This window comes from Azoarcus sp. CIB (genome assembly GCF_001190925.1).
In the GTDB taxonomy this organism is placed as follows: Bacteria; Pseudomonadota; Gammaproteobacteria; order Burkholderiales; family Rhodocyclaceae; genus Aromatoleum.
On record NZ_CP011072.1, the window covers coordinates 4522239 to 4549222 of the forward strand.

At 65.3% G+C, this 26984-nt stretch carries 18 protein-coding genes; 3 read left to right on the plus strand and 15 right to left on the minus strand.

Annotation, left to right across the window (positions count from 1 at the left end; genetic code table 11):
- Positions 1-42 precede the first annotated feature (42 nt).
- The 13 genes from AzCIB_RS20315 to AzCIB_RS20375 form a co-directional block, all read right to left on the minus strand.
- Positions 43-1275: a phenylacetate--CoA ligase family protein gene (locus tag AzCIB_RS20315; RefSeq protein ID WP_050417555.1), complete on the minus strand. Its 1233-nt coding sequence runs from the start codon at positions 1273-1275 to the stop codon at positions 43-45.
- Positions 1276-1505: 230 nt separating this feature from the next.
- On the minus strand, positions 1506-2315 hold the full coding sequence (locus AzCIB_RS20320; protein ID WP_050417556.1) for an ABC transporter ATP-binding protein: 810 nt from the start codon (positions 2313-2315) through the stop codon (positions 1506-1508).
- Between the two features lie 114 nt (positions 2316-2429).
- Positions 2430-3755: an ABC transporter substrate-binding protein gene (locus AzCIB_RS20325; protein ID WP_050417557.1), complete on the minus strand. Its 1326-nt coding sequence runs from the start codon at positions 3753-3755 to the stop codon at positions 2430-2432.
- Between the two features lie 90 nt (positions 3756-3845).
- Positions 3846-4910 (minus strand): branched-chain amino acid ABC transporter permease, encoded by a 1065-nt coding sequence (locus AzCIB_RS20330; protein WP_050417558.1) that lies wholly within the window; start codon positions 4908-4910, stop codon positions 3846-3848.
- A 30-nt stretch (positions 4911-4940) separates the two neighbouring features.
- Positions 4941-5870 carry a branched-chain amino acid ABC transporter permease gene (locus AzCIB_RS20335; RefSeq protein ID WP_050417559.1) on the minus strand — a complete coding sequence of 310 codons (930 nt, stop codon included), beginning with the start codon at positions 5868-5870 and terminating at the stop codon, positions 4941-4943.
- Positions 5871-5884: 14 nt separating this feature from the next.
- Positions 5885-6727 carry an ABC transporter ATP-binding protein gene (locus AzCIB_RS20340; protein WP_050417560.1) on the minus strand — a complete coding sequence of 281 codons (843 nt, stop codon included), beginning with the start codon at positions 6725-6727 and terminating at the stop codon, positions 5885-5887.
- Between the two features lie 10 nt (positions 6728-6737).
- On the minus strand, positions 6738-8714 hold the full coding sequence (locus AzCIB_RS20345; protein WP_050417561.1) for an AMP-dependent synthetase/ligase: 1977 nt from the start codon (positions 8712-8714) through the stop codon (positions 6738-6740).
- Between the two features lie 314 nt (positions 8715-9028).
- A complete protein-coding gene (locus AzCIB_RS20350; protein ID WP_050417562.1) occupies positions 9029-11008 on the minus strand; it encodes a cytochrome c in 1980 nt (659 codons plus the stop codon).
- 179 nt (positions 11009-11187) lie between these two features.
- Positions 11188-13353 carry an MtrB/PioB family decaheme-associated outer membrane protein gene (locus tag AzCIB_RS20355; RefSeq protein ID WP_050417563.1) on the minus strand — a complete coding sequence of 722 codons (2166 nt, stop codon included), beginning with the start codon at positions 13351-13353 and terminating at the stop codon, positions 11188-11190.
- 19 nt (positions 13354-13372) lie between these two features.
- The gene (locus AzCIB_RS20360) at positions 13373-14371 is read right to left on the minus strand and encodes a DmsE family decaheme c-type cytochrome (RefSeq protein ID WP_050417564.1); all 999 of its coding nucleotides are present in this window, start codon (positions 14369-14371) and stop codon (positions 13373-13375) included.
- A 78-nt stretch (positions 14372-14449) separates the two neighbouring features.
- Complete coding sequence (locus AzCIB_RS20365) at positions 14450-14797, minus strand: c-type cytochrome (RefSeq protein WP_050417565.1); 348 nt, start codon at positions 14795-14797, stop codon at positions 14450-14452.
- Between the two features lie 287 nt (positions 14798-15084).
- Entirely contained in the window at positions 15085-15735 is a 651-nt protein-coding gene (locus AzCIB_RS20370) for a response regulator (RefSeq protein ID WP_050417566.1), read from the minus strand.
- Between the two features lie 13 nt (positions 15736-15748).
- On the minus strand, positions 15749-17770 hold the full coding sequence (locus AzCIB_RS20375) for a PAS domain S-box protein (RefSeq protein WP_050417567.1): 2022 nt from the start codon (positions 17768-17770) through the stop codon (positions 15749-15751).
- 258 nt (positions 17771-18028) lie between these two features.
- Here AzCIB_RS20375 and AzCIB_RS20380 point away from each other — a divergent pair, with 258 nt between their 5' ends.
- The gene (locus AzCIB_RS20380; protein ID WP_050417568.1) at positions 18029-18670 is read left to right on the plus strand and encodes a DedA family protein; all 642 of its coding nucleotides are present in this window, start codon (positions 18029-18031) and stop codon (positions 18668-18670) included.
- A 140-nt stretch (positions 18671-18810) separates the two neighbouring features.
- A complete protein-coding gene (locus AzCIB_RS20385) occupies positions 18811-20691 on the plus strand; it encodes a putative bifunctional diguanylate cyclase/phosphodiesterase (RefSeq protein ID WP_050417569.1) in 1881 nt (626 codons plus the stop codon).
- A gap of 27 nt (positions 20692-20718) precedes the next feature.
- Here AzCIB_RS20385 and gdhA read toward each other — a convergent pair whose 3' ends face one another.
- Together gdhA and icmF are read right to left on the minus strand one after the other, a co-directional pair.
- On the minus strand, positions 20719-22062 hold the full coding sequence (gene gdhA, locus AzCIB_RS20390; protein WP_050417570.1) for an NADP-specific glutamate dehydrogenase: 1344 nt from the start codon (positions 22060-22062) through the stop codon (positions 20719-20721).
- Between the two features lie 354 nt (positions 22063-22416).
- Positions 22417-25695: a fused isobutyryl-CoA mutase/GTPase IcmF gene (icmF, locus tag AzCIB_RS20395; RefSeq protein WP_050417571.1), complete on the minus strand. Its 3279-nt coding sequence runs from the start codon at positions 25693-25695 to the stop codon at positions 22417-22419.
- A gap of 150 nt (positions 25696-25845) precedes the next feature.
- Between icmF and AzCIB_RS20400 the strand changes: the two genes are divergently transcribed.
- Positions 25846-26937: an AraC family transcriptional regulator gene (locus AzCIB_RS20400; protein ID WP_050417572.1), complete on the plus strand. Its 1092-nt coding sequence runs from the start codon at positions 25846-25848 to the stop codon at positions 26935-26937.
- The last annotated feature ends 47 nt before the right edge of the window (positions 26938-26984 follow it).

Genomic DNA, 26984 nt, shown 5'->3' on the forward strand with positions numbered 1-26984 from the left:
GTCCGCGCGGCGCGACGGCCCGGAACGATGCCCGCGCGGCCTTCAGTCGTACTTGCGCACGTCGTCGATGACCTTGCCGTCGTTGGCGAGGCTGCCGGGCGTGCAGAAGCTCACTTCGCCGCGAAGTTTCGTGAGCTCGCGGATGCTCGCCGCGATTGCGCCGGCGAGCGCCTCGCCTGACTGCGCCGCCTCGCAGTGCAGGGTCATGCGGTCGTTGAGGTCCGGGTTGTCGACGACAAGGCGCGCACGCACGATCTCCGGGTGGCGCTTCACGACCGCAGCGACCTGACCGGGATGCACGAACATGCCCTTGACCTTGGTCGTCTGGTCCGCGCGCCCCATCCAGCCCTTGATGCGCACGTTGGTACGGCCGCAGGGCGAGATGCCGGGCATCAGCGCCGAGAGGTCGCCGGTGCCGAAACGGATCAGCGGGTAGTCGGGGTTGAAGGTCGTGACGACGACCTCGCCGACCTCGCCCGGAGCGACCGGGTCGCCGGTGCCGGGGCGCACGATCTCGAGGATGACGTCCTCATCTAACACCATACCCTCCCGCGCCGGCGTCTCGTAGGCGATGAGGCCGATGTCGGCCGTCGCGTAGGCCTGGTAGGCGGAAATCCCGCGCGCGGCGAACGCATCGCGCAGCGCAGGCGGGAAGGCCTCGCCGGAGACGAAGGCCTTCGTGAAGCTGGGCGCGATGCCCAGCTCCTCGGCCTTGTCGAGGATGATGCGCAGGAAGGACGGCGTGCCGACGTAGGCGTTCGGCCGCAGATCGGCGACCGCGGCGACCTGCTGCTCGGTCTGCCCGACGCCCGCCGGGAAGACCGTGCAGCCGAGCGCGTGCGCCGCCGTCTCCATCATCGAGCCAGCCGGCGTGAAGTGGTAGGAGAAGGTGTTGTGCACGAGGTCGCCTTCGCGGAAGCCGGCAGCGAAGAAGGCTCGGGCAAGGCGGTAGTAGTCCGGCCGGGCGCTTTCCGGTTCGTAGAGCGGACCCGGCGAGGCGAACACGCGGCGGCAGCCGGCCCCCCAACTCGTCGCGGCGAAGCCGCCGAACGGGCGCGCGGCCTTCTGACGTTCGAGCAGTTCCGACTTGCGCGTGACCGGCAGGCTGGCGAGCGCCTCGCGGCTCGTGATCGTGGCCGAATCGACGCCTTCGAGCAGCCCCGCAAAGGCCGGCGCATTCGCCTGCGCATGCGCGATCTGGGCCGGCAGGCGGGCCATCAACTCCCGCTCGCGCTCGGCGGGGTCACGGGTTTCTCTGGCGTCGTAGAAGTTCATCTCAAAATCCTTGCACACGGCGGACGCTTATTGGCTCCGCAGGCAATTACGCGATTTCAGCTTGAGTGCTGTGCGGTCACTCCCTCCCCTTCAAGGGGAGGGTTGGGGTGGGGAAGGGTTTATCAGGCGCCGCAGAAACCCATCCCCCACCTAACCTCCCCCCTTGAAGGGGGAGGGACAAGATGCCCTCGGCACGGCGATGAAGAGAAGCACGCCACGATCTTCCGTCGTCAAGACAGCCAGCGCTTGCGCCTGCGGTAATGTTTCACGTCTCGGAAGCTCTTCCTCCCCTCCCCCGACAGGCCGAGGTAGAACTCCTTGACGTCCTCGTTATCGGCCAGGCTCTTCGCCTCGCCCTCCATCACGATGCGGCCGTTCTCGACGATGTAGCCGAAGTCGGAGTAGCGCAGCGCGACCATGGTGTTCTGTTCGGCGAGCAGGAAGCTCACCTTTTCCTTCACGTTCAAGTCCTTCACGATCTCGAACACTTCTTCGACGATCTGCGGCGCGAGGCCCATCGAGGGCTCGTCGAGCAGCACCATGCGCGGGTTCGACATCAACGCGCGGCCGATCGCGCACATCTGCTGTTCGCCACCCGAGGTGTAGGCGGCCTGGCTGGTGCGACGGGTCTTCAGGCGCGGGAAATAGGTATAGACCTTGTCGAGATTGGCGGCGATCTCGCCCTTGTCCTTGCGCGTGTAGGCGCCAGCGAGCAGGTTTTCCTCGATCGTCAGGTGGGCGAAGCAGTGCCGCCCCTCCATCACCTGCACGACGCCGCGGCGCACCAGGTCGGACGGCGACAGGCTCTCGACGCGTTCGCCCTTGAGCTCGATCGTGCCCTTCGTGACCTCGCCGCGCTCGCCCTTGAGCAGGTTCGACACCGCGCGCAGCGTCGTCGTTTTGCCCGCGCCGTTGCCGCCCAGGATCGCGACGATGCGGCCTTCAGGCACCTGCAGCGACACGCCCTTCAACACCAGCGCGACGTGGTTGTAGATCACCTCGATGCCGTTCACATTGAGGAGGAGGTTCGACGTATCCATCGGTTCATCCGGTAAGTCGTTTTCGCTCCGGCCATGCGCAGGCACGGCCGGTTCCGCGGAAAGCCCGCGTGCTGCAGCCGGCCGAAGCCGGTCTGCCGCACGCGCTTGCGGCGATCAGGCCGCGCAGTCGCTCGCGTCGCGACGCTTGAGCTGCTTGTCGGTCGCGTACTTGTCTGCGGCCTCCTTCACCAGCGGGTCGATCACGCTCTTGTCGGCCTCGTACCAGTCCGGCTGCATCTTCCAGGTCGTGCCGTCCCACGAGTGGATGCGCACGGAGGTAGAGCCCATGTGGTCGGCGCAGCTCGTCTTGATCGGACGGATCAGGCCGGCCAGCCCCAGTTCGCCGATGCGCTTCTCATCGACGTTGAGGTTCTCCAGGCCCCAGCGCACCTGCTCGCCGGTCATGACCTTGCCCTTGCCGAACTTCGCCTGCGCCGTGCGCACCGCCTCCACCGCAAGCATCTGGATCAGCAGGCCACGCATGTACAGCACCGAGCCGACTTCCTCGCGCGGGCCGGCGCCGTTGCCGGCGTCATGCACCTTCTTGAGGATGTCCTTGACCAGCGGCGAGTCCGTGCCGTGCGGGTTGAGCGCGAGCGCGCTGTAGCCCTTGGCGTTGGCGCCGACGTCCTTGACGTCCGGCTCCGAGCCCGACCACCACACGCCGAGCAGCTTCTCGCGCGGGTAGCCGGTCGCGACCGCCTCTTTCAGCGCGGTGGAGTTCATCACGCCCCAGCCCCACAGCAGCGTGTAATCCGGACGTTGCTGGCGCACCTGCAGCCAGGTCGCCTTCTGTTCGACGCCGGGCGCCGTGACCGGCAGCAGCACGAGTTCGAAACCATGCATCTGCGCGCGCTTCTGCAGCAGCGGGATCGGCTCCTTGCCGAAGGGCGAGTCGTGATAGACGAGGGCGATCTTCTTGCCCTTGAGCTTGTCGAGCCCGCCTTCCTTCTTGCCGAGGTGCTGGATCAGCGCATCGGCCGCGGTCCAGTAGCTGCCCATCAGCGGGAAGTTCCACTTGAATACGCCGCCGTCCTGCGACGCTGCGAGGCCGTAACCCAGCGTGATCAGGGGGATCTTATCGACCGGCGCCTTGTCGGTGAGCGCGAAGGTGATGCCGGTGGCCTGCGGGTCGATGACCGTCGGCTTCTTGCTCTTCAGCCGCTCGTAGCACTCGACGCCCTTGTCGGTCGCGTAGCCGGTCTCGCACTCCTCCCACGCGATCTTCACGCCGTTGATGCCGCCGGTGGCATTCACGTATTTGACGTAATCCTGCTTGCCGTTCGCCCAGGGCGTGCCGTTCGGGGCGTATGCGCCGGTGCGATAGACGAGCAGCGGGAAGAACTGCTCGGTGTCCTGCTGCGCCGCGACGGGCGCGGACAGGGTGCCGGCACCGAATGCCGCCAGAGCGGCGACGAGCGCAAAAGTCTTACGATTCATGGTGTCTCCTCCATTATTTTCGATGGCACTTGCGGCGTGCCTGCCGTTTTCTTGCCCAACCACGACTACGTTGAACCGGGGCCTTCTGCGTCAGTGCGGGAAGGGCCACAGGCGCATCTTCTGCTTGCCAATGCTCCACAGCTTCGCCAGCCCGTGCGGCTCGGCGATCAGGAAGAACACGATCAGCGCCCCGAAGATCATGTGCACGAGGTGCGAGGTGGTCGCCGTCGACAACGGGATGCCGAACCAGTGCGGCACCTGGTCGAGGATGATGGGCAGGACCACGATGAAGGCCGCGCCGAAGAAGGCGCCCATGATCGATCCCAGCCCGCCGATGATGACCATGAAGAGCAGCTGGAAGGAGCGGTCGATGCTGAATGCGGCCGGCTCCCACGCGCCCAGATGCACGAAGGCCCACAGCACGCCGGCGACGCCGACGATGAAGGAACTCACCGCGAAGGCGGTCAGCTTCGCGTACACCGGACGGATGCCGATCACTGCCGCGGCGACGTCCATGTCGCGGATCGCCATCCACTGCCGGCCGGTGGCGCTGCGCGTCAGGTTCTTGGCCGCGAGCGCGAACACGCACACGACCGTCAGGCAGAACAGGTACTTCGCGACGGGCGACTCGATCGGCACGCCGAAGACGTTGAGGCCGGCGACACTGACGGAACCCGAGGTCGAGTTGTTCGTGAACCAGCTCACGCGCAGGAAGGCCCAGTCGGTAAAGAACTGTGCCGCGAGCGTCGCGACCGCGAGGTACAGGCCCTTGATGCGCAGCGAGGGGATGCCGAACAGCACCCCGACCACGGTCGCCGTCAGCCCCCCGAGCAGCATCGCGACGATCAGCGGCATGCCGTCGATGCGCACCAGGAAGTTGTACGCCGCGTAGGCGCCCACCGCCATGAAGGCGCCGGTGCCGAGCGAGATCTGGCCGCAGTAGCCAACCAGGATGTTCAGCCCTAGCGCGGCGAGCGCTAGGATCAGGAAGGGGATCAGCACGGCGCGGAACAAGTATTCCGAACCGGTCATCGGCATCACGACGAAGGCGACGAGGAGCAGCAGGCCGATCGCCAGGCGGTCCTGGGCGATGGGGAAAATCTGCTGGTCGGCCGCGTAGCTCGTCTTGAACTGGCCGTTTTCTCTATAGAGCATGTAGAAACTCTCCCGGGATGTGCCGCCGCGTCAGACGCGGTCGATGATTTTTTCGCCGAACAGGCCCTGCGGACGCACCAGCAGGAAGCCCAGCGCCAGGACGTAGGCGAACCAGATCTCGATGCCGCCGCCGAAGAAGGAACCGAGGTAGATCTCCGACAGCTTCTCGCCGACGCCGATGATCAGGCCGCCGAGGATCGCCCCGGGCACCGACGTCAGGCCACCCAGGATCACCACCGGCAACGCCTTCAGCGCCACGAGCGAGAGCGAGAACTGCACCCCGAGCTTGGAGCCCCAGATGATGCCGGCGACCAGCGCGGCGAAGCCCGCGACCGACCACACGATCACCCAGATGCGGTTCAGCGGGATGCCGATCGACTGGGCGGCCTGATGGTCGTCGGCCACCGCGCGCAGCGCCCGGCCGGTCGCGGTCTTCTGGAAGAACAGCGCCAGCGCCAGCACCAGCGCGGCGGAGATGAGCGCGGCGACGAGGTCCTCCTTGCTGATCAGGAGTCCGCCCTCGAACGTGCCTTCGAGGATCATCGCCGGATCCTTGGGCATGCCGACGTTGATGCTGTAGATGTCGTTGCCGAACAGCGTCTGGCCGAGGCCGTCGAGGAAGTAGCTGATGCCCAGGGTCGCCATCAGCAGCGTGATGCCTTCCTGGTTCACCAGCTTGGACAGGCACAGGCGCTCGATCAACCACGCAAGCACGATCATCAGCGCCATCGCGACGATGAACGCGAGCAGGTTCGCGAGCAGCAGGCTCTCGAAGCCCAGCCACTTCGGAATCCACTCGGCGAAACGCGCCATCGCGAGTGCCGCGAACAGCACCATCGCGCCCTGCGCAAAGTTGAACACGCCCGAGGCCTTGTAGATCAGCACGAAGCCGAGTGCGATCAGCGAATACAACATGCCGGCCATCAAGCCGCCGAACAAGGTTTCAAGAAAGAATCCCATTGCGAAGCTCCCGCTCAGTGCGACGTGCCGAGATAGGCACGGATGACATCCTCGTTGGCGCGCACCTCTTCGGGCACGCCGTCGCCGATCTTCTTGCCGTAGTCGAGCACGACGACGCGGTCGGAGATGTCCATCACGACCCCCATGTCGTGCTCGATGAGCACGATCGTCGTGCCGAACTGGTCGTTCACATCGAGGATGAAGCGGCACATGTCCTGCTTTTCCTCGACGTTCATGCCCGCCATCGGCTCGTCGAGGAGCAGCAGGCTGGGCTCGGCAGCGAGCGCGCGGCCGAGCTCGACGCGCTTCTGCAGGCCGTAGGGCAGGGCGCCGACCGGCGTCTTGCGGATGTCCTGGATCTCGAGGAAGTCGACAATCTCCTCGACCTTTACGCGGTGCTCGATCTCCTCCTTCTGCGCGCGGCCCCAGTACAACGCATGGGCGAGCAGGCCGCACTTCATCTTCAGGTTGCGCCCGGTCATGATGTTGTCGAGCACGCTCATGCCCTTGAACAGCGCGATGTTCTGGAAGGTGCGCGCGATACCCTGCGCGGCCGCCATGTGCGGCTCCATCCTGCGGCGCTCCTCGCCGCGAAACAGGATGCGCCCCTCCTGCGGATGGTAGACGCCGTTGATCACGTTCAGCATCGAGCTCTTGCCGGCACCGTTCGGGCCGATGATCGAGCGGATCTCGTGCTCGCGCACGTTGAAGCTGATATCGGTCAGCGCCTTCACCCCGCCGAAGGACAGCGAAATGTTCTGCAGGTCGAGGACCACGTCGCCGATGCGCCGCCCCCTCATTTGCGTCGACTCCTGCGTTTGGTCCTGCACTGCCTGCGGCATGTCGTTCATCATCATCGCCCTCCCCTCACGCCGCCTGCTTCGCCGCCTGCGGCGCGAAGGTCTTCACTTCCTCGATGCGCAGGTCCGCGCTGATGCGTCCCTCGCGCCCGTCCTCGTACTTCACGACGGTCTCGATGTGTTGCGTCTGCTTGCCCTCGAACAGCGCCTCGATCAGCTCCGCGTAGCGCTCGCTGACGAAGTTGCGACGCACCTTGCGCGTGCGGGTCAATTCGCCGTCGTCGGCGTCGAGCTCCTTGTGCAGGATCAGGAAGCGTTTGACCTGCGAGCCGCTCATCTGCGGATCGGCAGCAAGATCGGCGTTGACCTTCTCGACGCAGTCACGGATCAGCTCATACACCGCCGGCTGCGACGCGAGATCGGTGTAGCCGGAGTACCCCAGCCCGCGCCGCTCGGCCCAGTTGCCGACCGCCTCGAGGTCGATGTTGATGAAGGCGGTGACGCAGTCGCGGCCGTTGCCGAAGGTCACGGCCTCCTTCACATGCTGGAAGAACTTGAGCTTGTTCTCGATGTAGTTGGGCGCGAACATCGAACCGTCGCTGAGCTTGCCGACGTCCTTGGCGCGGTCGATGATCTTCAGGTGGCCGTCCTCGTCGAAGTAGCCCGCGTCGCCGGTCATGAAGTAGCCCTCGGCGTTGATCGACTCGGCGGTCGCATCGGGGCGCTTGTAGTAGGCCTTCAGCAGCATCGGCCCCTTCACGAGGATCTCGCCGTTGTCGGCGAGCTTCACCTCGACGAAGGGCGCAGGCTTGCCGACCGAATCGAGCTTGATCTGGCCGTCCGGCTGCAGGCACACGTAGGCGCAGGTCTCGGTCTGGCCATAGAGCTGCTTGAGGTTCACGCCAATGGAGCGATAGAAGCGGAAGAGATCCGGCCCGATCGCCGCACCCGCGGTATAGGCCACGCGGATGCGACTCATGCCCAGCACGTTCTTCAGCGGGCCGTAGACCAGCAGGTTGCCGAGCGCATACTGCAGGCGGTCGCCCGCGGACACCGGCTTGCCGTCGAGGATGTCGGCCCCGCAGCGGCGGGCGACGTCCATGAAATGCGCGAAGAGCTTGCGCTTGAGCGCGCTCGCATCCTCCATGCGGATCATCACCTGCGTGAGCAGGTTCTCGAACACGCGCGGCGGAGCGAAGTAGTAGGTCGGGCCGATCTCGCGCAGGTCGGTCATCACGGTGTCGCCGGATTCCGGGCAGTTGATCGTGAAGCCCGCGACCATCGCCTGAGCGAAGGAGAACAGGTGGTCGCCCACCCAGGCCATCGGCAGGTAGGACAGGATGTCTTCCTGCTCGGTGAGCTTGTCGAAGCCCATCGCACCGGTCGCCGCGGCGATGAAGGCCGCATGGGTCTGGCATACCCCCTTGGGCTTGCCGGTCGTCCCCGAGGTGTACAGCATCACCGAGATGTCGTCGCTCGCCCCCTTGGCGATCTCCCCGTCGAGGAAATCGGTGTGGTTGCGATCGTGGATGGCGCCCATCTCCTGCAGCTCGTCGAGGCCCTTCAGCATCGGCTGGCTGTAGTGACGCAGCCCGCGCGGATCGTCGTAGATCACGTGCTCGAGGAAGGGCACCTCGGGGTAGATCTCGAGCATCTTGTCGACCTGCTCCTGATCCTCGACCACGGCAAAGCGGATCTCCGCGTCCTGCAGCACGTAGGTCATTTCCGCAGCGACCGCGTCCTGATACAGCATCACGGGAATTCCGCCGAGGCACTGGCAGGCGGCCACCGACCAGTACAGGCGCGGGCGGTTGTCGCCGATGATCGCGAGCCGGTCGCCGCGCTTGAAGCCCAGCTCCGCCAGCCCGCAGGCGATGGCGCGCACGTTGCGCGCGACTTCGGCCCAGCTGTAGGTCTGCCAGATGCCGAATTCCTTCTCGCGCATCGCGGGCCGGCCGGGTCGAACCGCCGCATGCTGCATCAGCAGCCGCGGAAAGGTGTCCAGGGCGGCCGCTTGCTCGGCCAGCCCATTCCTGTCGGACATACCATCTCCTCCTTTGGTTTTTATCCTGCGTCTCCACCCGGCCGGATTTGTCCTTATCGGCTCCGGGGTCCGGCGCAATCGTGTGCGCCGCAGCGTCGGCGGCAGCATCGTTGCTACCGCTCGCGCTTTTGTGTGCGTGCAGTCTCGCAAGCCATGTTTGCGCAACTGTTTGTGAAATGTAGTGAATTGTTGCAGTCGTCCGGAACGCCTCCGCAACGGCCCGGATGCCGCGCCGCGGCGCCTTGCGCGCCGGGCCGTGGACGAAAAAAAGGGGAGGTCGCCCTCCCCTTCTTCGTTACGCCTTCAGACTGCGATCAGCTGAAGAAACCGGTCACCACCAGCACCAGCAGCACGAGGCCGACGGTGATCAGCGTGAGGCCGAGGATCACCGAGCTGACATGCAGCTGGCGCGACGGCGCATCGACCAGGTACTTCTCCAGCTCGCCGGATTCCACCAGGCGCTGGTAGTGCGCCGGATGCTCGCGCTGGAACTCCTCCAGCGACTGCGTGCCGGTGAACATCACCACGTCCGGCGGCGGCAGCTTGTCGGGGCGGAAGTGGTTGTTGAAGAAGTGCACCGTGAAGAGGAACACCGCCGCGAGGAAGGCTTCCTCGCCGTGCACCAGCGTGCCGACGTTGAACACCCAGCCCGGCAGGAAGCTTGCCGTCACATGCGGGAAGGCCAGCATCAGGCCGCTCCAGCCGATGATGTTCACACCCCAGAACACCGCCCAGTAGTCGAACTTTTCGAAGTAGGTCCAGCGGTCGAACTTCGGCTTCGGCCCCTTCCCGAAGAACCACTTGAACATGCCCACGCAGTCGGCGAGGTCCTTCCAGTTCGGGATCAGCGAATCCGGCCCGAACCAGCGGAACTTGCGATCACGGAGCAGGCGCGACATCACATACACGAAGTGGATCATGAAGATGCCGACGAAGAGCACGGCGGCGACACGGTGGATGATGCCCATCACCTTCGGCCCGCCCAGCGCCGCGGCAACCGTGGGCGCCCACGCGCTGTCGGCGAACATCACGGTCGTGCCGGTCAGCACCAGGGTCATCGTCACCAGCGCGAAGCTCAGGTGCGCGATGCGCCAGCCGCTGGCGAAGCGCACGAAGTGCTTCTCGGGAACAATGCCCATACCTTCGGTACGCACGTGCGGCACGGCCTTGCGTTCCTTACGTTCCTTCCACTCGCGGTAGTACCACAGACCGCTGTGCAGCCAGAAGAACGCGAACACGCCGATCAGCAGCGCCTCCATGAATTTTCCGGTCACCCACATGCGCGGATATTTCTCGAAGTCGTGCGTGTTGGCATGCGGGCCGAAGGTCACGAAGCCGGCGGTCGCCGTGACCATGCCCGGTTTCTTGTCGTCGTGGCACTTCTGGCAGGTCTTCAGGCGGTTGTCCGGATGCACGCGCGACTTCGGATCGTCGCCCGCCTTGATGTTGTGGCTGCCGTGGCAGTCTGCACACTTGGCCGTATACACGAAGCCGAGGCGGTTCACCTGCCCGTGGTAGGTGTCACGATAGCTGTGCAGCTCGTCCTTGTGGCAGTCGCCGCAGGCGATCACGTTCTTGAGCTTGAACAGCTCCGACGACGAACTGCGGATCTCGTGCGTGGTGTGGCAGTCGATGCACACCGCGCCCTTGGGGTCGCCCTTGGCGGTGAGCTGACCGTGCACAGAGTCCGCCAGATCCTCCATGTGGTCCTCGTGACAGGACGTGCCGCAGCTCTCGGGGATGGTCAGGCGCCACAGGTCGCGCTCGGGCGTGCCGGCGGGCGGCACGGCGAAGTCGTGCGTAGCGTGGCACTGGTTGCACGCGGCCTTCGGACGGTCGGGATAATCCGCGTCCGGGCGGGCGTGGTACGACTCCTTGTAGGCCGCGATGTTCTCGACGACGACGCCCAGGCGCTCCTTACCGGCGGTCTGGTTGTTCTTCTTCGCCTCGTCCCACAGCTTCTCGTGGCAGCCGGCACAGTCGGGCTTCGCGGAACTGGCCGCTTTCTCGTGCTTTTCCTTCGCGTCGACGATGTCGGTGTGGCAAGCGACGCAGTCGAGCTTCGCGTGCACACCCTTCGCGACCTTTGCGGGGTCGACGGCGGGAAGGGCGACCTCTTCGCCTTCCGAATCCTCGATCTTGATTTCCGGCTTGCCCGCGGCGTGGCAGTTCAGACAGGTGGCGTTATCGAGCGCGGCTGGCGCGTCGCTGCCGGCCGCATGGCCCGCCAAAGGCCAGAGCAGTGCGGCAGACGCGACCGCCGCCAGCAGGCCCCGAATGTTGCTTGTTTTCACGTTATTGCTCCCGTTTCTCGGCGCGACCAGCGCGCCGCAGACAAAATAAGGGGGCCGGCACGTCGCACGCCAATCTTCAGACGCGCAAGCGTCATATGTGCTCGTGGGCCCCCTGCCCGGCGACTCCCTGTCCCCGGACGAGACCGGGCCGATCGCGGCCCGGTCGTTGCTGCCTTGAATCAGAATGCGTGCGAGAGCGTCACCGCAATCACGCGCGTTATCTGATCCGGATTCACAAGGACCTTCGTCCCGTCCGAGTAGGTCCAGCTCGACCACGTGTAGTCGTCCAGCTCGCGCCGGTCCCAGACGTAGTCTAAACGAATAGCCGTGGCCTTGGTCACTGCGTACTTCGCGAATAGCCGCAGGGTATTCAGGGTGTACTCGGTGTCCGGGAGAACCCCGGCGCCCTGACGGATCGACGAGAATCCCGGGCCCACGCGGGGTGATGCGAACGCCCCCTGATCCGCGTAGGAGATGTCGTACTGGTTCTCATCGCGGCTGTAGAGGTATTGCCCGCCCACCGACAGCTTCGAACTGATCTGCCCGTCGAAGCCGGCGCCCAAGGCATTGGAACTCAGCTTGAGGTCGGCGCCCCACGGCACGCAGGTGTTGGAAATCGAGGCCCCGTTGCACAGCGAATTGAACGTGCTGTTCAAGGACTTCTGCTCGATGTCGTTGGTGCTGTGCGAGTACCACATGTTCGCCTTCCAGCGGTCATTGAAGCGGTACGACGCATCGAGCGAGAACAGCTCGGAGCGCCCCTCGTTCAGACCGACGTCGAGCATGCGCGTCTTGTAGTCGTCGAGCGCGTACTCGTAGGCAAATTGCACGGACAGGGGATCGATGGGCATCCAGTCGACCATCAGCTTGAGCTTGTCGCGCTCGCGGTCGGAGAACTGCGTCGGCGCGGTCCAGTGCAGGCCGACTGCGTGGCCGTCATTCACCATGTTCGGCGTGGTGCCCCAGCTCGAGCCGTCACGCTCACTGTGCGCGAGCGTCACGCTGCCGTTGACCGTGTCACCGAGGGACTTGCGCACATCGACCCGGTAGGTGTTCTCGGTGATCTCGTCGCGGAACAGCTCGTCCATGCCTTCGTACTTCTTGAAGTCATAGTCGTAGCCGGCGGTCAGGTTGAATCCCTGCGGCAGGCGGTAGCTCGCCTCGAACTTGCCGCGATGCGTCTTCTGCGACTCGGGGTTGTTCTGCAGGATCGCGCCGCCGTGGCCCACGTCGACCAGGTAGTCGACCTTCGGCGTCCGGTCATCGCGATCCTCGTACGCCCACGATGCCAGCAGGCCGAGCTTGTCCGTGACACGCGAAGTCAGCGACCCGAACACGTTGGTCGTTTCGACCTTGCCGCCCAGGTCCGAGCGCTTCATGCCCGGGTAGTACGGCACGCGTGCGGAATTGGGCAGGAAGCTGTCGTCCTGCGTCGCGAAGCTCTTGCTGATCTTCAGGTTCGCGCGCGTGTCGCGGCTCCAGTTGTAGCCACCGGCGAGGTGGAACTGGTGTGCCTGATTGTCCGGCGCGAGCGACAGCGGGCTCATCTGCGTCGGGGTCGCAGAGGTCGCGACCGGGCTGCCTCCAAAGAGCCCCGCCGGGGTACCGTAATTGACGAACAGCCCCTTGCCCGCCTTGTTCTCGAAGAAGCTGCCGTAATACCCGCCCGAGACGTAGAACTTCTCGGTGGCGTAGTCGAGCGAGGCCTCGATCTGCTTGTGGTTCGAGTCGATCGGTTCGGGTGCGAACAGCTGGCCGACGAACCCGGCCGCGCTCGCGTTGGCGCCAAACAGGCGCTCGCCCTTCTTGTCCTCGTTCTTGAAGGTGACGCTCGCCTGCAAGCTCTTGCTGATGAACTTGGTGGCGGTGAGCGAGGTCGCGGTGCGCTCGGTCTTCAGGTCCTTGTCGTCGAAGCGGGTGCCGAGGTTGAGCGTGTCATGTCCGATGCCGGTCACGCGCGTGGAGACCTCGAACGGCGCATAGCGGGGAATCTGGTTGTAGTCGATGCCCAGTTTCCAGTCGCCCTGCTGTTCGATCGACGCGCCGAACTCCTGCGTGCGCAGGCCCAGGTCGCGGCCCTCGATGCGCAGCCAGCGGCCCTCGTCGGAGCGGCGGATGACCTTCAGGTCGGCGCTGCCGTGAATGCCTTCATCATTGATGCCGTAGTACTGGCGATAGAGCGGATTGACCTCGTTGAGGTGCTGCAGCTTGATGCTCGCTTCGGCAACGTTCGGGCTGATCAGCTCTGCGACTTCATCTTCCTGGGCGATGGCGGACGAGACAGGGAAGGCCAACGACACGGCCAGCGCGAGCACGGTCCGCTTGAAAACGCGATTGTTGTGCATGGTTTCTTCTCCCTGACTCTTAACGCCAGAAGCGCAATGCCTTGGAGGCATTCGCCGGACTGTTGCTGCCGTGGATCTCGGTGTGGCAGTTCAGGCAGGCACGGCCCTGAGTGATGCCGACCGAGTTGAGGGCATTGTTCTGCACTGCTGCTTGACCGGGAATGACAACCCCATTCACGTTGCGGCTGAGATTCGTGTTCTCCGCGACACCCGGAATCGTGCCGAGGTGGTTGGCGGGGTCATGGCACTGCTGGCACAGGAAGGGCGGACGGGTCTTGAGCATCGCATCGGCGACGGTGCCGTGCGGGTTGTGGCAGTTGGCGCAGTCTTCGGTGACCGGAGCATGGTTATGCACGAAGGGACCGCGCTTCTCCGCGTGGCAGGTGTAGCAGGTCGCGTTGGTGCTGTCCTTCACGAGCAGCTTCGGACCAGTGGTGCCGTGCGGGTTGTGGCAGTCCGAGCAGGACATCTTGCCTTCGGGAATCGGGTGGTGCGACGGACGGTTGACCTGCGCGCGCTGCTCCTTGTGGCAGGCGAAGCACACTTCGGCCTGGGTGCGCTTGTCGCGGACCTTGTCGTCGGCGGCGTGCGTGTCGTGGCAGGAACTGCAGGCAACGTCGCGGCGCTCGTGCGTGCTGCCTGCCCACAGGTGGCGCTTGGGATCGGCCTGATGACAGGACAGACAGGCGGCGTTGCGGTCGGCAACGGGCGTCGCGGACTGCTTGTCGAAGGTACGGTCGGGCTTGGGCGGCTTGTCGCTGCCCTTGTAATTCACGTGCTTGTCGCTATCGCCGTGGCAGTCGGTACAGGTCGGCGTGCGGCCGTCGGCGCGCGTGCCGTGTTTCGTCTTGCCGATGTGCAGCACGCCGGGGGCGTCCGCCTCGTCGTGACAGGACGTGCATTTGGCATCACCGGCGAGAACGATGTCCTTGGGCGCCTCCTTGGGCGCATCCGCGGCGTACACCGCCCCGGAGCAGAGGCTGCCGATACAGGCCAGCACTGCAAGCAAGCTTCGCATTTTTTTCATGTTACCCCCTTGTTACGAAACGTCATTGCCGCACCGCCCAGCCGGGCGGTGCGATTCAGGCCACGCTGCTTACTGCGAAAGGATCCACTCCATGAGGTTCTTGAGCTCGGCCTCGTTCTTGGTGTTGATGACTTTGTGCTCTTCTTCGGTACCGTCTTCGAGCTTCACCTTCGGGCCGGTGGTGATGTTCTTCTTCATCTTCTCGAAGCCTTCGGCTTCCTTGCCCTTGTACTTGGCGGCGATCTTCTTGTACGAGGGGCCTTTCTTGGTCTTGTCGATGGCGTGGCACTTGAAGCAGTCGTTGTCCTTCGCGAGCGACTTGGCGGCGTCGGCATCCACGGCGTAGGACGAGGACGAGGCGAGGATCGCGGCGGTGGCGGCCACGAGCAGCGACACGCGGTTGAGACGGAATTGCATTTGAACTCTCCTGTTGAAGCTGGACTTTCGTCGTATCGACCGCTATTGGGGACGCGGTCCGACGTGACGGAATTTTCACGAATTCGCGCAAACCCATATATCGGACAGGGTTTAAATTGCGTGTAGGAAAATTCCTAATGCACCGCGATCCGCGGCCGCGTGCGATGACGCGCAACAGCAGGACGCGCGCGGTCGCGCCGCGGCCTGCACGGCATTGCGACGCGTTCCGGCGGGACCGGAGAGAGGGGGGCAGAAAGCGGGAGGCGCCGCGCGGGTGCGGCGCAGGCTTACACGTCGGTCGACTTCACCAGGTGGTGAGCGACCGCATAGCGGATCAGCTCGGAGCTGTTCGTCATCGCCATCTTCTGCAGGATGCGCGTCTTGTGCGTGCTGATGGTTTTGACGCTGAGCGACAGCTCGTTGGCGATGTCGGTGAGGCCCTGCCCGAGCACGAGGCGGTGGAAGATCTGGTATTCGCGATCCGACAGGGTGGTGTGCGGCAGCTCGCTCGCGGCGGGCATGAGGCCGCGTGCGATCAGCTGGGCGACGGTGTCGCTCACGTACACGCCGCCACGCGCCACGCGGCGGATCGCTTGCACGAGCAGTTCGGCGTCGCTCTCCTTGGTCAGGTAGCCCGACGCACCGGCGTGCAGCGCGCGCACCGCATACTGCTCCTCGTGGTGCATGCTCAGGATCAGGATGGGGAGCTTGGGTTTCTCGTCCCGGATCAGGCGGATGAGATCGAGACCGCTGCGCCCGGGCATGGAGATGTCGAGCACGATGACGTCCCACTCCTGCTCGCGCACGAGCTGCAGGGCCTCGTTGCCGTTGGCCGCCTCGCCGCACACCGCGAGGTCTTCCGTGTCGGCGAGGATCTGCTTCAGGCCGTCGCGGATGATCGCGTGGTCGTCGGCGAGCAATACCCTGAGTTTTTCCATCTTGCTTTCCTCATTACCTGACGGGCACGGTGACGTCGATGGTCGTGCCGTCGCCGGGCGTGGAATGGATCGCGAAGGTTCCCTGCACCAGGCGGATGCGCTCGCGCATGCCCAGCAGGCCGAATCCTGCCTGGTTCGCCGCGTCGAGCACGAAGCCGACGCCGTCGTCGCGGACGGTCAGGCGCCAGTCGTCGCCGTCGCGCCGGCATGCCACCCATACGGTACTCGCCTGCGCGTACTTCGTGACGTTGGTGAGCGATTCCTGCAGCACGCGGAACAGCGTCGTCGCCTCCGTGCAGCCCCGCTCGGGTTCGTCGTCGTCCAGATCCAGCACCAGTTCGATGTCGGTCCGTTTGGAGAAATCGTCCGTGAGCCAGGAGATCGCGGCGCGCAGGCCGAGGTCGTCGAGAATCAGCGGCCGCAGCTCGTAGGTGATGCGCCGCACGGAGGCGATCGTCTGGTTGAGCTGCTCCTTGATGACGCCCACCTTGTCCATCAGGTCGGCGCGCTCGCCCGGCAGGCGGCTGCCCAGCCACGAGAGTTCGAGCTTGATTGCGGTGAGCCGCTGCCCGAGTTCGTCGTGCATTTCGCGCGCGATGCCGGCCCGTTCGTCTTCGCGCACCCGCTGCAGCGCGGTGGACAGTTCCTGCAGCTGGCGATTGGTTTCGCGCAGATGGGTCTCGATGCGCTTGCGCTCGGTCAGATCGCGCAGGACCACGGTGAGGAAACGCCGCCCCTGGGTCTCGGTGGACGAGAAGGTGGCGTCGGCCGGAAATTCGCGGCCGTCGGCGTGGCGGGCAGTGAGTTCTGCACGGCCGCGGCGCGCGTGCCGCGGCTCGCCCGAGTTGCGCCGCCGCCCGACGATGGCGTGGTAGGCGCCACGCGACTCGCTCCCCAGCAGGCGGTCGAAGGGTTTGCCGAGGGCGTCGTCGGCACCGACGCCGAACATGTGCTCGGCCGCGCGATTGAACAGCACGACGGACAGATCCTCGTCGATCGTGACGATCGCATCCATCACCGACTCGACCATCTCGCGCAGGCGCTCTTCGCTGTGCTGCAGCGCGCTCGCCATCAGCGCCCGCCGGCGCATGCTCCACACCACACCGCAGGAGGCCGCCAGCAGCAGCGCGGCGACGATGCCGGCGCCCGCCACGATGGGACGCGCGGTCATCGGCCAGGACACCAGCGCCGAATCCTGATCCACGGCGACGCCGATCAGGAAGGGGTAGCGCGGCACGGGGTGGTAGGCCACGAAACGGTTCTCACCGGCCAGGGTCTCGGTAACGAGGATCGTGCCGGCCGGGTCGGCGGCCTTCTCGGTGAGCGTGGGCAGCCCCGTGACCGGCTGGTCGACCTTGTCCATGTCGCTGGGGAAGCTCGCGACCAGGTTGCCGCGCGCGTTGATCAGCTGGATCTGCTTGCCGAAGCGCAGGTCCAGCCGGCGGTAGAACGATTCGAAATAGTTCGCGACCACCGCCGAAGCGACGACGCCACGGAAATTGCCGCCGGCATCGACGAGGCGCGCGCTGAGGTAGAAGGTCCACTCGCCGTCGAAGCGGCGGCGGTACATCTGGCTGACGAAGAGCCCTTCGTCCTTGCGCACGAGACTCGCAAAGTAGTCGCGGTCCGCTTCGTTAAAGCCGGGACGCGAGCCCAGCAGGGTCGAGTTCATGACGACACCGCTGGCATTGACGACGAACATCGACGAGTACTGCGGCAAGCCTTCGGCACGGGCCTTGAGGAGCGCCTGAACAGGGAAGCTGTCGAGTTCGAGCTGCAGCCCGATGCCGTCGGACAGCCTTTCCTGGGCGCCGCGCAGCGCCATCGCGACGCCGTCGAGCGTGCGCGCGGTCTGCTCGGCAAGGATGCGGCTCAGGGTCGAGATCTCGCTGCGCGCGTATTCGATCTCGCGCTGGCGCATGTCGTACAGCAGGAAGGCTGTGCCGCCGGCCAGCACGGCCAGCATCAGCGCGGTCAGCAGCATCACCGCGCGCACGGGCGGCTCGATCCAGAACTTGCGTAACAGGCCTGACATCCGGAATTCCCGAGCTAAGGCCGGCACACCCCTTCCGACCCGATCGTCGGACGCGGCGCCGCCGGTGCGGGCGCAATATAGAAGGCGCAGCCGCGCTCGGCAAGTTTGAAACAAACAATTCATCGTGGCGGTTCCTGCAACAATCGCCCGCCAGAATGTGCGGTCCCGCTATCCGTTCGCGACGCCGCCGCCCGGCATTCCGGTCGCCGGCCCGGGCGTCGGGTAGAATTCCGCCCTTTCCCACCTGCGCACCCGTCCATGGATTTTCTCGCCCCGCTGCTCGACATCGTCCTTCACCTCGACAAGCACCTCGAAGCGCTGGTCAGCGCATACGGCATCTGGATCTACGCGATTCTGTTCGCGGTGATCTTCAGCGAAACCGGCTTCGTCGTGACGCCCTTCCTGCCCGGCGACTCGCTGCTGTTCATCGCCGGCGCGCTCGCGGCGCTGGGCAATATGGACATCTCGCTGCTGATCCTGACGCTGACCGCCGCCGCGATACTCGGCAACACCGTCAACTACTCGATCGGTCGCTACTTCGGCCCCAAGGTCTTCCACTGGGAGAATTCGCGCCTCTTCAACAAGGCAGCGTTGATGAAGACGCACCTGTACTACGAGAAACACGGCGGCAAGACGCTCGTGATCTCGCGCTTCCTGCCGCTGTTCCGCACCTTTGCGCCCTTCGTCGCGGGCATCGGCAGCATGAGCTACGCGCGCTTCACGCTGTTCAACGTGATCGGCGCAGTGGCGTGGGTCGTGTCGCTGACGCTCGCCGGCTACTGGTTCGGCAACATGCCGTGGATCAAACAGAACCTCACGCTGGTGATCGTCGGCATCATCGTGTTGTCGCTGCTGCCGCTGGTGATCGGCGCACTGAAGGCGCGCTCTACCGCCTCCTGAGCGTGACGTAAGTGGCGGCGCAGCGTTGCGCCGTTGCGCGCCGGGCACTAGGATGAATTGCCGTCGGCGCGAGCGCGCGCCGACGGCACGGCGATCGGGCCGACAGACGCCGTTGCGGTGCACGCGCAAAGGAGAGCGTCATGAGCTACGCCGAACGCGCGCTGCGCACGCTGAGCGCGGGCAACCGCACGCTGTTGCGGGCGCAGGACGAACCAACGCTGCTGCAGGACATGTGCCGGGTGATCGTCGAACTCGGCGGCTATCGCATGGCGTGGGTCGGCTACGCCGAGCATGACAAGGAGCAGACCATCCGTCCGATGGCGCACCACGGCGTCGAGGAGGGATTCCTGACGCTCGGCCACTTCAGCTGGGCCGAAGGCGACACGCCCGACGCGCGCGGCCCGACGGCCACGGCGATCCGCAGCGGCAAGCCGGTCGTCATCCAGGACCTTCACAACATCCACGACGTGCAGCTGCCGATATCGCTCAATGAGTCCTTCAGGCGCGGGTACGCGGCGCTCGCGGCCTTCCCGCTGATCATCAAGGGCGAAACCATCGGCAACCTGACCATCTTTGCTGCCGAGCCGGACGCTTTCGACGAATGCGAGACCCGGCTCCTGGCCGAGATGGCGGACGACCTCGCCTTCGGCATCGCGATGCTGCGCATGCGCGAGCGCCATCGCGAAGCGGAGGAAACGATCCGCCACATGGCATTCTTCGACGCGCTGACCGACCTGCCCAACCGCAGCTCGGTAGGCGAGACGCTCGCCGCGGAGATCGCGCAGGCGCAGCAGGAAAACCAGTCGATGGCAGTGCTGTTGCTGAAGGTCGGGCGTTTCCAGGAGATCAGCGACACCCTCGGCTACCAGGAAGGCGACCACCTGATCGTCGAGATGGCCGGGCGCCTGAAGCACATCGCCGGCCCGAACAAGTCGGTCGCGCGCGTCGGCGAAGACGAGTTCGCACTCATCATGCCGCGCTCGAGCGCGGAGGCGGCGATGCGCGTCGCGCACCATGCGATGCGCGAGGTGTGCGATCCGGTGATCTTTGCCGGGCTGGCGATGGACCCGCACGCCTATATCGGCATCTCGCTGTACCCCGGGCATGGCAATACGCCCGAGGCGCTGCTGCGGCGGGCGAAGATCGCCGCAGTGCAGGCGCGCAGGACGGCCTGCAAATACACGCTGTACAAGGGCACGGAAGACCGCGAGAGCACGCGCCGGCTGGAGCTGATGAGCGAACTGCGCAGCGCGATCGACCAGAACGAGCTGCTGCTGTACTGCCAGCCGAAAGTCTCCATCCGCAGCGGCGTGATCTGCGGTGCGGAGGCGCTGGTGCGCTGGCAGCACCCGCAGCACGGCATGATCGCTACCGGCGAATTCATCGCACTCGCCGAACATGCCGGCCTGATCATGCCGCTCACGCGCTGGGTGCTGGAGGCGGCCTTCCGCCAATCCTATGCGTGGCACGAAAAAGGGATCAAAAGGCCGCTGTCGGTGAACCTGTCGGCGCAGGACCTGCGCGATCCGCGTCTGATCGACCGCATCAGCGGCCTGTTCGCGACCTGGGCGCTGCCGCCCGAGCTGGTGCAGTTCGAACTCACGGAGAGCGCGCTGATGGAGGACCCGGCGGGCGCGCTGGAGACCCTCGGCCAGCTCAAGGACCTCGGCGTCGAACTCTTCATCGACGACTTCGGCATCGGCTATTCCAGCCTGAGCTACCTGCAGAAGCTGCCGGTCGATTCACTGAAGATCGACCATTCCTTCGTGACCAGCATGCTGACCAACGCAGGTTCCGCGGTCATCGTTCATTCGACCGTGGAACTCGGGCACAACCTTGGCTTGGGCGTGGTCGCCGAGGGCGTGGAGAGCGAGGCGCTGTGGGACCGGCTCCTGGAGCTGAACTGCGACACCGCGCAGGGTCACTTCGTCGGCCGGCCGATCCCGACCGGACAGTTTGACGATTGGGAGGCGCAGTCGCCGTGGAGCCGTTCGCCGGGCGGCGACGTCGCGCTGCACTGAGCGCTCCGCCCCGCCCGTACGCAGACGTCAGATGACGCCCTGCGCGAGCATTGCGTCGGCCACCTTCACGAAGCCGGCCACGTTCGCCCCATCCACATAGCTGACCGAGCCATCCGCACGGCGGCCGTGTTGCACGCAGGCATCGTGGATGCTGTGCATGATGCCGAGCAGGCGCGCGTCGACCTCCTCGCGCGGCCACGACAGGCGCATCGCGTTCTGGCTCATCTCCAGACCCGAAGTCGCCACACCGCCGGCGTTGCTGGCCTTGCCGGGCGCGTACAGCACGCCGGCGTCCTCGAACACGCGCACCGCCTCCGCCGTCGACGGCATGTTGGCGCCTTCGGCGACGCACTTGACGCCGTTCTTCACCAACTTGCGCGCATCCTCGCCGTCGAGCTCGTTCTGCGTCGCGCACGGCAGCGCGACGTCCACCGGCACGTGCCACGGCGATGCTTCAGGCAGGAAATTCGCCTTCACGCGCTGCGCGTAGTCGCTGACGCGGCCGTAGAGGTGGTTCTTCACTTCCATCAGCTCGGCGAGCTTCTCGGTCGTGAAGCCGTCTTCGTCGATCACCGTGCCGCTCGAATCGGACACCGTGACGACCTTCGCGCCGAGCGCCATCGCCTTCTCGACCGCGTACTGCGCGACGTTGCCCGAACCGGACACGCTCACGCGCAGGCCGTCGAAGGACATGTCCTTGCGCTTGAGCATCTGCTCGGCGAAATACACGGTGCCGTAACCGGTCGCCTCGGGGCGGATCAGCGAGCCGCCGAAAGCCAGGCCCTTGCCCGTGAACACGCAGTCCGCACGATTCGACAGCTTCTTCATCATGCCCGCCATGAAGCCCACCTCACGGCCGCCCACGCCGATATCGCCCGCCGGCACGTCGGTGTCGGAGCCTACGTGGCGGAACAGCTCGCTGACGAAGGCCTGGCAGAAGCGCATCACTTCGGCGGGGCTCTTGCCCTTCGGGTCGAAGTCCGAGCCGCCCTTGCCCCCGCCCATCGGCAGTGTCGTGAGCGCGTTCTTGAAGGTCTGCTCGAAGCCGAGGAACTTGAGGATGGAGAGGTTCACCGAAGGGTGGAAGCGGATGCCGCCCTTGTAGGGGCCGATCGCCGAGCTGTGCTGGATGCGGTAGCCGCGATTGACCTGCACGTCGCCGTGGTCATCGACCCAGGAGACGCGGAACATGATCACGCGCTCGGGCTCGACCAAGCGATCGAGGAGCCCCTGCTCCGCATACTTCGGATGACTGGAGATGAAGGGCCACAGGCTTTCGATCACTTCGGTGACGGCCTGCAGGAATTCCGGCTGTCCCGGGTTGCGCGCGGCGACGTGTTCCAGAAAATTCTCGAGCGACTGGTATTTCATTGAGATCCCTCAAATGGTGCATTCGGACGAATCAGCGGTGGTTCGCCCGCCTTTATGCACCATTACAGGGCGAGCAATCAACGATTTTCTAGATTCCCCAGCGAATTTCGCCCCAGCTTGGTGCGCATGCGTTTTACATGGCAGGGCAGAGAAAGAAAACGTCGCTCCCGGTCGTGACGGCAGGAATGCATGGCTCACCAGCGCCGCGCAACCCTCTGGACCGGAATTCGCATGTTGAAGGTGTGGCAGGCGTTCGCTTTGTGAAAAAGCAAACGTAGGAGCGTCACACACGACCAGTGAAGAAAAAACGGCGCCCGCAGGCGCCGTTTTCTTGTTGCAGCCACATAGGACGGCTTACATGCTGCGGCGATACTGCCCGCCCACCTCGTACAGCGCACTGGTGATCTGACCCAGCGAGCAGTAACGCACCGCATCGACCAGCACTTCGAACACGTTGCCGTTCTCGATCACCGTCTGGCGCAGCTTGGCCTGCCACTTCGGCGCCTCGGCCTTGTTGCGGGCGTGGAAGTCCGCGAGGCGCGTGAGCTGGCCCTGCTTCTCTTCCTCGGTCGAACGGGCAAGCTCGATCTCCTGCTGCGCCTGGCCCTTCGGGTTGAGGAAGGTATTCACGCCGATGATCGGGTAGGAGCCGTCGTGCTTCTTGTGCTCGTAGTAGAGCGACTCCTCCTGGATCTTGCCGCGCTGGTAGCCGGTCTCCATCGCGCCGAGCACGCCGCCGCGCGAGGCGATGGCTTCGAACTCCTTGAGCACCGCTTCCTCGACCAGATCCGTGAGCTCGTCGATGATGAAGGCGCCCTGGTTCGGGTTCTCGTTCTTCGCCAGGCCCCATTCGCGGTTGATGATCAGCTGGATCGCCATCGCGCGGCGCACCGATTCCTCGGTCGGCGTGGTGATCGCCTCATCGTAGGCGTTGGTGTGCAGCGAGTTGCAGTTGTCGTAGATCGCGATCAGCGCCTGCAGCGTCGTGCGGATGTCGTTGAAGTCCATCTCTTGCGCGTGGAGCGAGCGGCCTGAGGTCTGCACGTGGTACTTCAGCTTCTGGCTGCGCTCGTTCGCGCCGTACTTGTTCTTCATCGCAACGGCCCAGATGCGGCGCGCGACGCGGCCGATCACGGAGTATTCCGGGTCCATGCCGTTGGAGAAGAAGAAGGACAGGTTCGGGGCGAAGTCGTCGATGTGCATGCCGCGCGCGAGGTACGACTCGACGTAGGTGAAGCCGTTCGACAGCGTGAAGGCGAGCTGCGAGATCGGGTTCGCGCCGGCCTCGGCGATGTGGTAACCGGAGATCGACACCGAGTAGAAATTCTGCACCTTGTGATGGACGAAGAACTCCTGGATGTCGCCCATCATCTTCAGCGCGAATTCCGTCGAGAAGATGCAGGTGTTCTGGCCCTGGTCTTCCTTGAGGATGTCGGCCTGCACGGTGCCACGCACCGAGGACAGCGTCCATTCTTTGATCTTCTGGAATTCGGTCTCGGTCGGCTCGCGGCCGTTGTCAGCGCGGAACTTCGCGACCTGCTGGTCCATCGCGGTGTTGAAGAAGCACGCGAGGATGATCGGCGCCGGGCCGTTGATCGTCATCGACACCGAGGTCGTCGGCGCGCACAGGTCGAAGCCGTCGTACAGCACCTTCATGTCGTCGAGCGTCGCGATCGACACGCCCGAGTTGCCGATCTTGCCGTAGATATCGGGACGCGGGTCGGGGTCGCAGCCATACAGCGTCACCGAGTCGAACGCGGTCGACAGGCGGTGGGCGGGCATGCCTTCGGACACGCGCTTGAAGCGGCGGTTGGTGCGGAAGGCGTCGCCTTCGCCGGCGAACATGCGGGTCGGATCCTCGCCCTCGCGCTTGAACGCGAACACGCCCGCGGTGTAGGGGAAGGAGCCGGGGACGTTTTCCTTCATCAGGAATTTCAGCGATTCACCATCGTCGTCGAAGCTCGGCAGCGAGACCTTGCGGATCTTGGTGCCGGACAGCGAATCGGAGGTCAGCTTGGTGCGGATCTCCTTGTCGCGGATCTTCACGACGTATTCGTCGGCGGCGTACAGCTCCTTGGTGCGCGGCCACATGTCCAGCAGCTTCTTCGCCGCCGGCGTCAGCTCACCGTCCTTCCAATCGATCATTTCGGCGAACGAGCCCGCTTCCTTGCCGCACTGCTCGAACAGGCCCTTCGCGATCTTCAGCGACTGGCGCTCACGGGCGACGCGGGCCTGTTGCTGCACGTGCTTGTGGTAGTCGCGCACGCTGTCCGCGATCTCGGCGAGGTAGCGCACACGCTCGGCCGGGACGATCGCGCGACCGCGGCTCGAGGCCTTGATCGTGACTTTCGGTAGCGAACCCGGCTTGGCCTTCAGGCCTTTTTCGACCAGACGGGGGAAGATCGCCTGATACAGCGCGGTGATGCCGTCGTCGTTGAAACGCGCCGCCATCGTGCCGAACACCGGCATTTCGTCGGTCGGCGTGCTGAAGAGTTCGCGGTTGCGCTGGTACTGCTTGCGCACGTCGCGCAGCGCGTCCTCGGCGCCCTTGCGGTCGAACTTGTTGATCGCGACGAAGTCGGCGAAGTCGAGCATGTCGATCTTCTCGAGCTGGCTCGCGGCGCCGAACTCGGGGGTCATCACGTACAGCGACAGGTCGACGTAGGGGACGATCGCAGCGTTACCCTGGCCGATGCCGGAGGTCTCGACGATGACGAGGTCGAAGCCGGCGAGCTTGGCGGCGGCGATGACTTCGGGCAGCGCAGCCGAGATCTCCGAACCGGTGTCGCGCGTCGCCAGCGAGCGCATGAATATGTTCTCGTGCTCGATCGCGTTCATGCGAATGCGGTCGCCCAGCAGCGCGCCGCCGGTGCGCTTGCGCGAGGGGTCGATCGAGACGATGCCGACGCGCAGCTTGTCGTTCTGGTCGAGGCGGAAGCGGCGCACGAGTTCGTCGGTGAGCGAGCTCTTGCCCGCGCCGCCGGTGCCGGTGATGCCCAGCGTCGGAGTCTTGACCTTGGCGGCGGCTTCGATCAGCGCCTTCTTGACGTCGTCGCCATAGGCGCCGTTTTCCAGCGCCGTGATGATGCGCGACAGGCTGCGCAGTTGCGTCTTGCGTTCACCGGTGGTGAGCGCCTTGATGACGGCGTCGGCCGAACCCGGCGCGGCGCCGGTCAGGTCGAAATCGGAGTTCGCGACCAGGTCGTTGATCATGCCCTGCAGGCCCATCAGCGCACCGTCTTCCGGCGAGTAGATGCGGGTGACGCCGTACTCGTGCAGTTCCTTGATCTCGGACGGGACGATCACGCCGCCGCCACCGCCGAACACCTTGATGTTCTCGCCGCCATTGGCCTTCAGCAGGTCGATCATGTATTTGAAGAATTCGACATGACCACCCTGGTAGCTGGTAATCGCGATGCCTTGCACGTCTTCCTGCAGCGCTGCGTTCACGATCTCGCCAACCGAGCGGTTGTGGCCCAGGTGGATGACCTCGGAGCCGGTCGATTGCAGAATCCGCCGCATGATGTTGATCGACGCGTCGTGGCCGTCGAACAGTGCGGCCGCGGTGACGAAGCGGACCTTGTGCTGCGGCTTGTAGGTGACGAGCTTCTTGGCTTCGCTGAGATTGGTCATGCCTTCTTCCCTCTTGTTGGCGCCCGGACGGGGCTCCCTCATGGTTGTGGGCTTAATGTTAGAAGGTGGACGAGGCATTTGCCATTGTGCGTGCCGACGACTATCGTGCAAAATCCGCCAATCGCTCAGTGACCGTCCGGACGCTTCCGCATGCCCACTCCCCCGCAGCCTCCCGCCACCGACGCGGCGCCGCTTCGCCCGAAGCGGGCCACGGTGGCGATGGGGTTCGTCACCGGCATGCTGTCTGGCCTGCCGCGGCGCGGGCGCGACGCGGTGCCCTTCCTCGCCGCCGCCGGCATCGACCTTGCAGACCCCGCCACCCGCGTGCCGATCGACCGCTACGCAAAGCTGTATAACGACATCACGCGCGCACTCGACGACGAGGGCTTCGCGCTGTTCGCGCAACCCATGCGAACGGGCAGCTTCGAATTCCTGTGCCGCGGGATGCTCGGCGCGGGGACACTGGGCGAAGCGCTCGACCGCGCGGCGCGCTTCCTGCGCATCGTGCTGCCCGACCTTGCCGTGAGCGTACGCCGCGCCGAGGACCCCGATGACGAGCGCGCCGAACTGCGCATCTCGGAGACGCGCCGCCTCACCGACTACCGCGGCGACCCTGCGCGCGTGTTCGCCTTCGAATGGTTGCTGCGCCTCATCCACGCGGTGTCGTGCTGGCTCGTCGGCCGCGGCCTGGCGCTCGACTCGGTGCATTTCCCCTACCCGCGCCCGGCGCACGCCGACGACTACGCGCTGGTCTATACGGAACATTCCTTCTTCGACGCCGGCACGCTGGTCGCACGCCTGCGCGACAACCTGCTCGACCTGCCGGTGCGCCGCGACGAAGCGGCGCTGAATGCCTTCCTCGACGGCGCGCCGGGCAAGATCACGATGCTGTACCGGCGCGACCGCGACATGGTGCTGCGTGTGCGCGACCTGCTGCGCGACGCGCTGCCGGCGAGCCTCGCGCTGGAAGACATCGCCGCTCGCCTGCATCTTTCGCCGCGCACGCTGCACCGCCGCCTCGAGGACGAGGGCGCGACCTTCCGCTCGATCAAGGACGCGCTGCGCCGCGACATCGCCTTGTCGCGGCTCACGAAGACGCCACTGCCGGTCGCGACGATCGCCGCGGAGCTCGGCTACGCCGACACCTCGGCCTTCTACCGCGCCTGCGTCGCCTGGACCGGGGTGTCGCCCGAACGCTTCCGCCGGCAGCTTCATCATCAGGCGGGCGGCCGTCCGGCGTAGGGCGGGAGAAGCCGAAGGCGCATCCCGCCGATCGGCGTCGGGAGAAC

Bases quoted from the DNA above. Each gene is read 5' to 3' on its own strand.
- AzCIB_RS20315 (WP_050417555.1), bottom strand. From the start codon at position 1,275: ATGAACTTCTACGACGCCAGAGAAACCCGTGACCCCGCCGAGCGCGAG.
- AzCIB_RS20320 (WP_050417556.1), bottom strand. From the start codon at position 2,315: ATGGATACGTCGAACCTCCTCCTCAATGTGAACGGCATCGAGGTGATC.
- AzCIB_RS20325 (WP_050417557.1), bottom strand. From the start codon at position 3,755: ATGAATCGTAAGACTTTTGCGCTCGTCGCCGCTCTGGCGGCATTCGGT.
- AzCIB_RS20330 (WP_050417558.1), bottom strand. From the start codon at position 4,910: ATGCTCTATAGAGAAAACGGCCAGTTCAAGACGAGCTACGCGGCCGAC.
- AzCIB_RS20335 (WP_050417559.1), bottom strand. From the start codon at position 5,870: ATGGGATTCTTTCTTGAAACCTTGTTCGGCGGCTTGATGGCCGGCATG.
- AzCIB_RS20340 (WP_050417560.1), bottom strand. From the start codon at position 6,727: ATGATGATGAACGACATGCCGCAGGCAGTGCAGGACCAAACGCAGGAG.
- AzCIB_RS20345 (WP_050417561.1), bottom strand. From the start codon at position 8,714: ATGTCCGACAGGAATGGGCTGGCCGAGCAAGCGGCCGCCCTGGACACC.
- AzCIB_RS20355 (WP_050417563.1), bottom strand. From the start codon at position 13,353: ATGCACAACAATCGCGTTTTCAAGCGGACCGTGCTCGCGCTGGCCGTG.
- AzCIB_RS20360 (WP_050417564.1), bottom strand. From the start codon at position 14,371: ATGCGAAGCTTGCTTGCAGTGCTGGCCTGTATCGGCAGCCTCTGCTCC.
- AzCIB_RS20365 (WP_050417565.1), bottom strand. From the start codon at position 14,797: ATGCAATTCCGTCTCAACCGCGTGTCGCTGCTCGTGGCCGCCACCGCC.
- AzCIB_RS20370 (WP_050417566.1), bottom strand. From the start codon at position 15,735: ATGGAAAAACTCAGGGTATTGCTCGCCGACGACCACGCGATCATCCGC.
- AzCIB_RS20375 (WP_050417567.1), bottom strand. From the start codon at position 17,770: ATGTCAGGCCTGTTACGCAAGTTCTGGATCGAGCCGCCCGTGCGCGCG.
- AzCIB_RS20380 (WP_050417568.1), top strand. From the start codon at position 18,029: ATGGATTTTCTCGCCCCGCTGCTCGACATCGTCCTTCACCTCGACAAG.
- AzCIB_RS20385 (WP_050417569.1), top strand. From the start codon at position 18,811: ATGAGCTACGCCGAACGCGCGCTGCGCACGCTGAGCGCGGGCAACCGC.
- gdhA (WP_050417570.1), bottom strand. From the start codon at position 22,062: ATGAAATACCAGTCGCTCGAGAATTTTCTGGAACACGTCGCCGCGCGC.
- icmF (WP_050417571.1), bottom strand. From the start codon at position 25,695: ATGACCAATCTCAGCGAAGCCAAGAAGCTCGTCACCTACAAGCCGCAG.
- AzCIB_RS20400 (WP_050417572.1), top strand. From the start codon at position 25,846: ATGCCCACTCCCCCGCAGCCTCCCGCCACCGACGCGGCGCCGCTTCGC.